12 protein-coding genes are annotated in these 10,798 nt (G+C 34.3%); 4 read left to right on the top strand and 8 right to left on the bottom strand.

Features of this window, described 5'->3' with window-relative positions:
* Window positions 1–66: 66 nt before the first annotated feature.
* The 6 genes from DN394_RS05860 to DN394_RS05835 all read right to left on the bottom strand — a co-directional run bounded on the left by DN394_RS05860 (window position 67) and on the right by DN394_RS05835 (window position 5,811).
* Window positions 67–885 (bottom strand): alpha/beta hydrolase, encoded by an 819-nt coding sequence (locus DN394_RS05860; protein WP_098208815.1) that lies wholly within the window; start codon window positions 883–885, stop codon window positions 67–69.
* A gap of 17 nt (window positions 886–902) precedes the next feature.
* A complete protein-coding gene (locus DN394_RS05855) occupies window positions 903–1,724 on the bottom strand; it encodes an ABC transporter ATP-binding protein (RefSeq protein ID WP_097993592.1) in 822 nt (273 codons plus the stop codon).
* A 14-nt stretch (window positions 1,725–1,738) separates the two neighbouring features.
* Window positions 1,739–2,761 (bottom strand): FecCD family ABC transporter permease, encoded by a 1,023-nt coding sequence (locus DN394_RS05850; protein WP_061678140.1) that lies wholly within the window; start codon window positions 2,759–2,761, stop codon window positions 1,739–1,741.
* Window positions 2,754–3,761, bottom strand: coding sequence for a FecCD family ABC transporter permease (locus tag DN394_RS05845; RefSeq protein ID WP_097993593.1), 1,008 nt, complete (start codon window positions 3,759–3,761; stop codon window positions 2,754–2,756). Before DN394_RS05845 ends, DN394_RS05850 begins: the two co-directional genes overlap by 8 nt.
* Window positions 3,762–3,788: 27 nt before the next feature.
* Window positions 3,789–4,754 (bottom strand): iron-hydroxamate ABC transporter substrate-binding protein, encoded by a 966-nt coding sequence (locus DN394_RS05840; RefSeq protein WP_097993595.1) that lies wholly within the window; start codon window positions 4,752–4,754, stop codon window positions 3,789–3,791.
* A gap of 298 nt (window positions 4,755–5,052) precedes the next feature.
* Window positions 5,053–5,811 carry an exodeoxyribonuclease III gene (locus tag DN394_RS05835; RefSeq protein WP_149293676.1) on the bottom strand — a complete coding sequence of 253 codons (759 nt, stop codon included), beginning with the start codon at window positions 5,809–5,811 and terminating at the stop codon, window positions 5,053–5,055.
* 154 nt (window positions 5,812–5,965) lie between these two features.
* On the opposite strand from DN394_RS05835, the gene adaA reads away from it, so the two are divergent.
* Genes adaA through DN394_RS05820 form a run of 3 tightly spaced genes read left to right on the top strand, consistent with a single transcriptional unit; the run spans window position 5,966 to window position 7,981 of the window.
* Complete coding sequence (gene adaA / locus DN394_RS05830) at window positions 5,966–6,538, top strand: bifunctional transcriptional activator/DNA repair enzyme AdaA (protein ID WP_097993599.1); 573 nt, start codon at window positions 5,966–5,968, stop codon at window positions 6,536–6,538.
* Window positions 6,539–6,542: 4 nt separating this feature from the next.
* Window positions 6,543–7,073: a methylated-DNA--[protein]-cysteine S-methyltransferase gene (locus DN394_RS05825; protein ID WP_098084991.1), complete on the top strand. Its 531-nt coding sequence runs from the start codon at window positions 6,543–6,545 to the stop codon at window positions 7,071–7,073.
* Window positions 7,070–7,981, top strand: coding sequence for a DNA-3-methyladenine glycosylase family protein (locus DN394_RS05820; protein WP_098208814.1), 912 nt, complete (start codon window positions 7,070–7,072; stop codon window positions 7,979–7,981). Before DN394_RS05825 ends, DN394_RS05820 begins: the two co-directional genes overlap by 4 nt.
* A 35-nt stretch (window positions 7,982–8,016) precedes the next feature.
* Here the strand turns inward: DN394_RS05820 and pepT are convergent, their stop codons facing one another.
* A complete protein-coding gene (pepT, locus tag DN394_RS05815) occupies window positions 8,017–9,249 on the bottom strand; it encodes a peptidase T (RefSeq protein ID WP_098084994.1) in 1,233 nt (410 codons plus the stop codon).
* A gap of 191 nt (window positions 9,250–9,440) precedes the next feature.
* On the opposite strand from pepT, the gene DN394_RS05810 reads away from it, so the two are divergent.
* The gene (locus DN394_RS05810) at window positions 9,441–10,079 is read left to right on the top strand and encodes a YczE/YyaS/YitT family protein (RefSeq protein WP_098084995.1); all 639 of its coding nucleotides are present in this window, start codon (window positions 9,441–9,443) and stop codon (window positions 10,077–10,079) included.
* 92 nt (window positions 10,080–10,171) lie between these two features.
* Here the strand turns inward: DN394_RS05810 and DN394_RS05805 are convergent, their stop codons facing one another.
* A complete protein-coding gene (locus DN394_RS05805) occupies window positions 10,172–10,489 on the bottom strand; it encodes a hypothetical protein (RefSeq protein ID WP_097844249.1) in 318 nt (105 codons plus the stop codon).
* Window positions 10,490–10,798 lie beyond the last annotated feature (309 nt).

Genomic DNA, 10,798 nt, shown 5'->3' with positions numbered 1-10,798 from the left:
TTTTCAGGGTTCACTTCAAATTTCCCATAGCCTTTTGTTTGCATTTTATTAGATATTCATTTCAATTTATACGTGACTAATAAATCTTAACCCTTTACTTAAAGAGGTCGGCACAACTGATGCATGATTCTCCCCTTCAGCTTCATAAAACGTAAATCGAAACTGATCGTGTTTTACTCGGAGAAGGCGCTCTGATAATTCATTTGCACCTACAACCATATGCTCTCGTTCTAGTGAACCAACTGTAAGAAATACTCCTGTTTCAACTTTTGCATTGTTTAACTCATTTATTAGATTCTCTTCTTTTTCAAGCACGGATTGGTTATTCCACCAAATAGATGGACTACTAATAAAATAACTTTGAAAGGCATTTACATTTGTAAATAGTATATGTAAAGCAAATAAACCACCTAGCGAATGCCCAAATAATGTTTGCTTCCCTTTATCAATCTCATAATTATTTTCAATTTGAGGTTTTAATTCTTCTTCAATAAAAGTAAAGAAATTATGTGCTCCTCCTGTTTTAGGCCACGGTTTACCGTCTGGTTTTAAAGGGGCATCTTTTGAAATTACACTAGGCGTAAAATCATAGCATCTTTCCTCACCTGAAAATGCCCCTTCAATTGGATAACCAATACCTACTATAATGGCTGGTGAAACACCTGTTTTTTCCGCTCTAACTGATTGTATTTTAACCGCTTCGTGGAATGTTTGAAAAAAAGCATTGCCATCTAATACGTATATAACAGGATATCCTGACTCTGGTGCTGGCTGCCTCGGCTTTGAAATATGAATTTGATATTCTTTACTTTCTAATTTTGAATACATTTTCCACTGTTCTGTATTCGTTGTAATAATCTGCTGTTTTTCAATAGTAGTATTCATCTTATATTCCCCCCTCCTTAACTCGTTACATATATTTCTACTTTCTCTTCTTGAGATACAACGCTATCGTATCCAAAACAAACAGGAGATCCGTTATACGGATCAATCATGACACGCGCATCAATATGAAATACTTCTTTTAACACTTCATTTGTAATGATTTCTTCTGGGCTACCAGTTGTAACGATTTCCCCTTCCTTCATTGCAATAATTTCATCTGAAAACCTTGCTGCATGGTTAATATCATGTAGTACCATTACGACCGTACAATTATGTTCTTTATTTAACTTCTCCACAATTTGTAATACATCTAGTTGATGAGACATATCAAGATATGTCGTTGGTTCATCTAGTAGTAACACTTCTGTCTCTTGTGCTAAAGCCATCGCTAGCCATACCTTTTGTCGTTGACCACCTGATAGATTTGCAATTTGTCTCGTTCGAAATTCAGAAGTTTTCGTTATATCTAGTGCCCAATCAATCATCTCTTTATCTTTTGAAGTTAACTTATTTACGTTATTTCGATGTGGATAGCGTCCATAAGAAATTAACTCTTCTACTTTAAGCTCTCCTGGCGCAATTGGAGTTTGCGGAAGTAAAGCTAACTGCTTCGCAATTTCTTTCGTTGGAATTGTATTTAAATCCTGTCCTTGCAAATATATTTTACCGCTCTTTTGCTTTAAAATTCTTCCCATTGTTTTTAACAATGTCGATTTGCCACACCCGTTTGGCCCTATAATTGTCGTTACTTTTCCTTCTTGTATTTCCACATTTAAATCGCGAAACACTGTAAGCTTTTCATAACTCGTTTCTAAATTTTTTGCACTTAAAATACTCACTTTTATTCCTCCTCTTACGCTTTCGCCTTATAAAGTAAATATAAGAAATACGGTACACCGACAATAGAAATAACGATTCCAACTGGTAACTCTACAGGTGTGAAAACTGTTTTTGCAATAAAGTCTGAAGCAATTACAAGAAACATTCCGATTACTCCACACGTAGGAATGATGTACTTATGCTGAATACCAACAAGCCTTTTCGCTATGTGCGGTGCCATTAATCCAATGAAACCAATACTTCCTGAAACTGCGACACATGCGCTCACAAGTCCGATACTACTTAGTAGTAAAATAGATTTCTCTCTTTCTACTGAAACACCTAGACTTGTAATACTCGTTTCTTCCAGTTGAAATAAATCTAATAAATAAGCCTTCTTTTGTATAAGTGGAATTAATATGATAAGCCACGGCAACATAGCAACAATATACTTCCAGTTTGCGCTATATATGCTTCCAGACACCCAAACTGCAGCCATTTCGAAATCAGTTGACTTCATTTTGAGTGATAAGTACATAGAAAATGCTCCAAATCCTGATCCAATTGCAATCCCTGTTAATAAAAGACGTTGCGAGTCTAGCTTACCGTTTTTCCATGAAAACAGATAAATGATGATAGCTGCACCTAATCCGCCGACTAAACCAAACATTGGCATCATCATAATAGACATCCAGTCTGTGCTCTTTAATTGCCCTTGAAAGAAAAACATAAAAATAACGATGGCTGTTCCGGCCCCAGCATTCACTCCTAAAATACCTGGGTCTGCCAATCCATTTCTCGTAATCCCTTGAATAACAGCACCTGCAACGCCGAGGCCTAATCCTACTAACCCAGCAATTACGATGCGTGGAAGACGAAAATCAAAGATAACTAGATCATGTTCTGGTACTGGATCAATTCTAAAAAGTGTTTTAAATACATCCGTAATCGTAATATCAAACGTACCGTTCGTTAAACTAATATAAATAGCACCAAAAATTAAAAATATAATAATCCCCATTGTCATTCCGAAACGTTGACTTGAACTTTTAGGCATGTCTCTCTCCCCCTCTTGTACGGATTAAATAAAGAAAGAAAGGAATTCCAATTAAGGAGGTAACGACGCCAATTGGTGTTTCAAATGGATAGTTTACAAATCTACTCAAAACGTCACATAATGCTAAGAAAACCCCGCCAATAACACCTGCACATGGCAAAATCCACTTATAATCTACCCCAATTATAAAGCGAGTAATGTGCGGAATAATTAAACCTACAAAACCTACTTTCCCGACTAAAGCAACTGCTGTTCCTGTTAAAAGAATAACGGATAAAATCGCCATCGCTTTAACTAGTTTTGTACGTTGTCCCAGATTAATAGATACCTCTTCTCCTAAAGAAAGAATGGTAATAGATTTTGATATTAATAATGCTAAAGCTATCCCAATTATCCCAAAAGGTATCGTGATTTTAATTACAGTAGGATCCACTTGATCTAATTTTGCATTAAACCAAAAACTAACATTTTGAGAAATTTGGAAATATGAAGCCATCGCAGCAGATACACTACTTAAAAATGTTCCAATAACTGTTCCGATAATTGCTAACCTAACTGGTGATAAACCATTTTGAAGGAGCGAACCAAAACCAAACACGATACCTGCTCCTAGTGCAGAACCAATCATTGAACATAAAACCATACCAATTAATGACATTCCCGGTAGAAAAATCATACAAAGTGTAATAACAAAAGCTGCCCCATCCGTCACACCCATAATAGAAGGGGATGCAAGATAGTTTCTTGTCATCCCCTGCATAAGTGCTCCTGATATGGCTAGAAATGCTCCGACTAAAAGAGCTGCAACTACCCTTGGTAAACGTGAAGTAATAATAATATTATGATTTACATCACTTGAATCAAAATGAAATAATGCGTTCCACACTGTTTCAGCATCAATACTTTTTGCCCCATACAAAATAGAAAGTATAACTGTAAATAAAATGAGTATGGGTGCTATACACAATATAGTTACTGGTACTGCATTTGTTTTCTGCATATCATTCAACGCACCTTACTTATTGTATTATTTAGATAAATTTTTCACTGCTTCTTTTAAGAATGCTGTTTTACTCCAAGCTGTACCACCTTGTGCCATTGGATCTACAACGTTTACAAATACTTTCTTTTCTTTCGCAGCATTCATACTTTGCCAAATTGGATTCTTTTCAATGTCTTCTAACACTTTCGGTTTATTATTTTCACTTGCCTCGTATTGTAAGAAGATATAATCAGGATTAACTTCAGCTAATTTTTCTAAAGAAATCTTTTCTTGTGCTTTTACCGTTTTAAGTTGTTCTGGAGCAGTTAGTCCAAGATCTTTATAAATTACAGGGTTGAAGTATACTCCTTCTGGGTATAGGAATAAGTCGTTTGCTCTTAGTCTAATGACAAGTACTTTTTTGTCTTTTAACTTATCTCCTAATTTTGCTTTTGCTTTTTCAGCATCCGTATTGTAATCTTTAATAATCTTTTCTGCTTTATCTTTTTTACCAGTTAATTCTCCCATTAACTTTAAATTATCTTCCCAATTTGTTGAAACGTGTGATACCGGGAATGTCGGAGCTACTTTCGTGAACTTTTCAGCTGTTTCTGCTGGGAATTTCGTACTTGATGTAATAACATCTGGTTTTAATTGTAGTAATGTTTCAAAATTTGGTTCCATCTTCTCACCAACAGATTTTGCACCTTCTAAATCTTTTTCAAGATACTTCGGTAATTTACCACCGACAGTAATAGCACCTACTGGCTTAATACCAAGTACCGCTGCATCTTCCATTGACTCTAAACTAGCTGTCGCAATTTTATCTACTTTTGCTGGCACTGTATATTCTTTACCTAAATATGTAATTTTTCTTTTTTCGTCTTTTTTCGTTTCCGTAGCTTTTGTCTGTTGCTTTTGTTCTCCTGAAGTTTTATCCGTACTATTGCATGCTGCTAGTCCTACACTTAAAACTGTAACCATCCCTAAAGTAAATAACTTCTTGTTCATCTTTATATAACTCCTCCCGAATTTTCAAACTATATTCTCAACAAAATTTAACTATATGAACCTTGTCTTACATATATATTTCATTAGATTAATAATTCTATCCAGAACTCATTCTCGTTCACTTCCCCTAAACTATAATTATTTTACACTTCATCTATTGATAACGCTTTTCATTGATAATGATTATCGTTACTAAGTATATATTTAATATGCAATTATTTCAAGAAAGATTTGAAAAATTTTAACAAACTGAATAAAAAAGAAGTATCCACCTAATCTTAGGAAGATACTTCTTTTTTTAGAAATTTATATGTAATTCAACTGGACAATGGTCTGATCCCATTACTTCACTATTAATTTTCGCCTCTGTTATTTTGTCTTTCATTCTTTCGGAAACAACAAAATAATCTAAACGCCATCCAATATTTTTTGCTCTCGCTCCCATACGATACGACCACCACGAATATGCACCTTCCTGATCAGGATACAGATAACGATACGTATCAATAAATCCTTCTTCTAAAATACATGTGAATTTCTCTCGTTCCTCATCAGAGAATCCAGGGTTTTTACGATTACTTTTTGGATTTTTTAAATCGATTTCTTTATGAGCAACGTTTAAATCACCGAAAAAAACAACGGGCTTTTTTTCATCTAATTGCTTAATATAAGCCCTGAAATCATCTTCCCATTTCATTCTGTAATCTAATCGTTCTAATCCTCGTTTTGAGTTTGGTGTATATAACGTTATCATGTAAAAATCTTCGAATTCTAAAGTAATAACTCGGCCTTCTTGATCATGCTCTTCAATTCCTAAACCGTATGTTACAGATAGCGGTTCTTTTTTCGTGAAAATAGCTGTTCCTGAATAGCCTTTTTTCACAGCATAATTCCAGTATGTATAATATCCCTCTGGATTTAAATCAATTTGCCCATCTTGTAATTTAATCTCTTGTAAACAAAATATATCAGCATTTGATTCCTCAAGATATTCTAAAAATCCACCTTTTGCGACAACTGCTCGCAAACCATTTACATTCCACGAAATTAACTTCACCTATAGTCCTCCTCTTGATGTTCACTTTCAAATTTCATGCTATCACAAAATAGAAAAACAATCATATTTTCACCTTTGTAATCTTGCTCTTACATTTGTGAATACATACATACGCACTTTATTCAGGTTATACTAATTTCAGAGGTGATGTTCTTTGCACAATGAAGGGATTACGTTAACAAATGAGCATTGGCAAGCAATTATTCATAATGATTCTTCCTATGATAGTAAATTCTTTTATGCTGTGAAATCAACCAGAATCTTTTGCCGACCGTCATGCAAATCAAGAATACCGAATAGAAACAATGTACGAATTTTTCATCATGCAGAGCAAGCATTAAGTGAAAACTTTCGCCCTTGCAAACGTTGTAAACCAAATGGGCTCACTTTACCTAATGAAGAGTGGGTAGAACAAATTAAAGATTATATCAAAAAGCACTTTGACGAATTATTAACTCTCGACATACTTGCTGAAATATGTCATGGTAGCCCATTTCATTTGCAACGCACTTTCAAAAAAGTAACAGGAATAAGTCCAATAGAATATATACAGCAGTTTAGGATTGTTAAAGCGGCAGAACACCTTTTACACACAAATCAATCCATTAAAGAAATTAGTACTGCTGTCGGGATAGAAAACCCAGAGTATTTCGCAACTTTATTTAAAAAGAAAACCGGATTCACTCCTACTGAATATCGAAAAAAGAACGAAATGAAAGAAGGATAAAATAATGAATTCCTCCAAAAATAAATTTATATATTGGACGCTACTTACACATGAAAATTGGCAGTTTCATATTGCTGCAACTGAAAATGGACTATGCTTCATTGGATCACAAGATGAAAAATTTGAAGAACTAAATATATGGGCTAGAAAGAAATTGCCACAACATATATTGGCATGTAATCCAGATTACCTACAATCATATATGAAAGAAGTTATCGAGTATTTAGAAAGTAAACGTGAAACTTTTACATTCCCTATCGATGCTTACGGAACTAATTTTCAATTATCTGTTTGGAATACGGTACGTGAAATTCCTTATGGAAAGACATATTCTTATTCAGAAATTGCCGAAAGAATGCAAAAAACTACTGCTGTGCGTGCCGTTGCTACTGCTATTGCTGCCAACCCTCTTCTCATTACAATTCCTTGCCATCGTGTTATTGGAAAGAATGGTAAACTAACCGGTTTTAGGGGTGGATTAGAAATGAAGAAAGTGTTGCTTACATTAGAAAAATCTCCGGTAGAATGTATATGACAGCAAAATATACTAGCGCATTAACTTTATCAGTTCCAACAGAGTTTAGTTTCCAAGAAAATTTACGCTATCTATCACGTTCTAACAATGAATGTATGTTTCACATTGAAGATAACAAAATTTATAAAGTTATCCCTGTTCAGGATGTACATCCTTTAGTTGAAATTAGTATGAATACGGATGATACTATTCAAATACGTTTTTTAGGAGAATCCTATATCTCTGAAAAATGGATATGCAAAGCTGTTGCTAACTATGTAACTGAATGGTTTGATTTAAATACCGATTTGGCTCCCTTCTATCAATTAGCTAAACTTGATCCACTCCTTCGATGTCCTACTCAAAAGTTTTATGGACTTCGAACTTTAGGTATTCCTGATTTATTTGAAGCACTTTCCTGGGGAATTATCGGTCAACAAATTAATCTCACATATGCTTATACGCTAAAAAGAAGATTAGTTGAGACATTTGGAAGTTATGTAGAATGGGACGATAAAAAACATTGGATATTCCCTTCTCCTGAAACGATTGCACATTTACATGTAGAGGATCTCAAAAACTTAAAAATGACGACTAGAAAATGCGAATATGTAATCGGTGTTGCAAAGCTTATTACAGAAGGAAAACTATCAAAAGAATCTTTATTGCAAATACAAAATATAAAAATCGCTGAAAAACAATTAACTGCTATACACGGTATAGGACCGTGGACTGCCAACTATGTTTTAATGCGCTGTTTACGATTTCCTTCCGCTTTTCCCATTGACGATGTTGGCTTGCACAATGCAATTAAATGTATAACAGGTTCTGAAAGTAAACCGACTAAACATGAAATAAAAGATTTTGCGGCAAATTGGACCAACTGGGAATCTTACGCAACTTTTTATTTGTGGCGAGTATTATACTAAAAAACCAAGTAGCGCATCCGCACTACTTGGTTTTTTTAAGCTTGTTCTTCGAATCGTCTTGCGATTTCCACAATAACTTGAACAGCTTTTTCCATCGTATCCACCGAAACATATTCAAATTTACCGTGATAGTTTTCACCACCAGTGAAAATATTCGGCGTTGGTAATCCCATATACGATAATTGTGATCCATCTGTTCCACCACGAATCGGATGAATGTTTGGTTCGATATTTAAACTTTTCATCGCTTCATATGCAATATCAACAATTTCTCTCACTGGTTCGATTTTTTCAAGCATGTTATAGTATTGATCATTCATTTCTAAAACGACTGCATTTTGTCCATACTTCTCTTGCATTTGCTTCACAATATTTTCAACGTTATGTTTACGTGTCTCAAAATTTTCACGATCAAAATCTCGAATAATATAATACGCTTTACTTTGCTCAACATCACCATTTAAAGAAAGCAAATGATAGAATCCTTCATAGCCTTCTGTATATTCTGGTGCCTCTTCTACTGGTAAATGCCCATTAAACTCCATAGCAAGTTTAGTTGCGTTACGCATTTTATTTTTCGCTGTTCCAGGATGTGTATTCGTTCCGTTAAACGTTAACTTAGCACCTGCAGCATTAAAGCTTTCATATTCTAAACCACCTAATGGACCTCCATCCATCGTATAAGCGAATGATGCACCAAATGCTTCTACATCAAAATGCGCTGGTCCACGGCCAATTTCTTCATCTGGCGTAAACGCAACTCTAATTTTCCCATGCTTAATTTGCGGATTATGTATTAAATAATTCATTGCAACCATAATTTCTGTAAGACCAGCTTTATCATCTGCTCCTAGCAGTGTTGTACCATCAGTTGTAATAATCGTATGCCCTTTATAAGATGGTAATTCTGGGAACTGTTCCGGCGTTAACACAACATTTAGCTCTTCATTTAATGTAATTGCATTACCATCAAAGTTTTCATGAATTTGTGGCTTTACGTTTTTCCCTGTAAAGTCGGTTGCCGTATCTAAATGTGCTAAAAAGCCGATTACTGGAACATCCTTTTCCGTATTAGCAGGAAGTGTTGCCATTACATACCCATTATCATCCATTGTTACTTCTGTTAAGCCAATCTCTTTTAACTCTTCCACTAATAACTTACCAAACTCAATTTGTCCAGGTGTTGTTGGTACTGTATGACTTTCTTCATTTGATTGTGTATCAATCTTTACATATCTCGTAAATCTTTCAATAAGTTCTTGTTTCAAACTCATTCACTCCCTTTTATGTTTCTCTCTATTATAGTCCTTAAAACGAAATATTTTAACTTTTTTGACTGCGAATATATATTTCATTTGTATTTTAGAAATTATAAATACCAGCTAAAGAGTCGTAATATTTGTACATTAAAACTCTTACATGTAATATACATAATTATACAATATGGGAGGTTTTAAAGATGAGGCTAACTCTCTTTCGCTATTTTCTTTTTTTCTTAGGATTAATTTTTTTCGGCCTTGGAAATGCTCTTGCAGTCAAAGTTAAGTTTCTCGGTTTACATCCTTGGGAAGTTTTAAACATGGCTCTCTACCAAAGGTTTGGATGGACCATTGGTACGTGGAGTGTCATATGTGGATTATGTCTCGTTCTCATTTCTTTACTAGTAGATCGAAAATATATAAATGTGGGCACATTTTTAAATGCACTACTTATCGGTCCCATTATGGACTTTTTCTTACAATCAAATATCCTTCCAAACGCTAGTGATTTTTTATGGATAAATTTACTCATTTTATTATCCGGTATTGCCATTACAGGTATTGGGGGAGGGATGTACGTTGCGGCTGGGATTGGTGCTGGACCTCGCGATGGATTCATGCTTACTATTTCCGACAAAACAGGACTGTCTATTAGCCGTGCTAGAATTATAGTAGAATGTGTTGTACTAGTTATTGGATTTATGCTAGGAGGTCCTGTTTTCATCGTAACTTTTCTGTACACCTTTATTCAAAGTCCAATCTTTCAGCAATCATTTAAGATGTTTCAAACACTTTTACATACTTTACATAGCAAAAAGAAAATTAGTGAACATATTTAAAGTACAGTTTAATACAAATAAATTCACCCTATTTACGATTCTCACCGCAAATAGGGTGTTTCTTTTTTCATCTCACAATTTAAGAATATATACTACTCATTTACAATAAAAGTATATATATCGTCATAAATACAGCCATTTACTTTAATGACATACTTCCCTGGTTTACTAAAACGAATTGTGTATTTATTTAGTTGAATTGCTTCTTTATCTCCAGAAAGAACATCAATGCTTCTGCCACTCAATACATAAAATTCACTTTGATTCATCGTTACATCAATTGCATTGAAATTTTCTTCTTTCACCTGCTGTGTTTCTGCAGCACTTACACTTGGTTCTAAAAACAGTAGTCCACTTAATCCAATCGTCCCCGCTAAAGCAACTCCCGCAAACTTTTTAATCTTTTTCATCACAATGTCCTCCTTATAAATTTTGTGTAAAGGTGATTTTCTCCTTTACACCACAAAGCCTATATGTAATGAAATGAAAAGTAAACGGGGACCGTAAGACAAAATTCTACATCTTTTTCTCCAATTGAATATAAATCCAGCGTTTGGAATTTCGTCATACTTAAAATTGTTTCCTTAAACCAACTTCCATTTATATTATTCAGAAATTGAATAATTACTTATTGATTTAAGATTCTAAAAATAGTTGATAAAAATGCATTCTATAAAAAAAGAGTGTGTTTTATAAGTAAAAATTAAACACACTCCATA

Source organism: Bacillus sp. BB081, assembly GCF_008368895.1.
Taxonomy (GTDB): domain Bacteria; phylum Bacillota; class Bacilli; order Bacillales; family Bacillaceae_G; genus Bacillus_A; species Bacillus_A wiedmannii.
The sequence above is the reverse complement of the archived record's forward strand: the minus strand, read 5'-3'. Positions and strand labels throughout refer to the sequence as shown.

What these genes read in the sequence shown, in the direction of transcription:
- DN394_RS05860 (WP_098208815.1), bottom strand. Translation starts at nt 885, where the DNA reads ATGAATACTACTATTGAAAAACAGCAGATTATTACAACGAATACAGAA.
- DN394_RS05850 (WP_061678140.1), bottom strand. Translation starts at nt 2,761, where the DNA reads ATGCCTAAAAGTTCAAGTCAACGTTTCGGAATGACAATGGGGATTATT.
- DN394_RS05845 (WP_097993593.1), bottom strand. Translation starts at nt 3,761, where the DNA reads ATGCAGAAAACAAATGCAGTACCAGTAACTATATTGTGTATAGCACCC.
- DN394_RS05840 (WP_097993595.1), bottom strand. Translation starts at nt 4,754, where the DNA reads ATGAACAAGAAGTTATTTACTTTAGGGATGGTTACAGTTTTAAGTGTA.
- DN394_RS05825 (WP_098084991.1), top strand. Translation starts at nt 6,543, where the DNA reads ATGAATTCCTCCAAAAATAAATTTATATATTGGACGCTACTTACACAT.
- DN394_RS05820 (WP_098208814.1), top strand. Translation starts at nt 7,070, where the DNA reads ATGACAGCAAAATATACTAGCGCATTAACTTTATCAGTTCCAACAGAG.
- DN394_RS05810 (WP_098084995.1), top strand. Translation starts at nt 9,441, where the DNA reads ATGAGGCTAACTCTCTTTCGCTATTTTCTTTTTTTCTTAGGATTAATT.
- DN394_RS05805 (WP_097844249.1), bottom strand. Translation starts at nt 10,489, where the DNA reads ATGAAAAAGATTAAAAAGTTTGCGGGAGTTGCTTTAGCGGGGACGATT.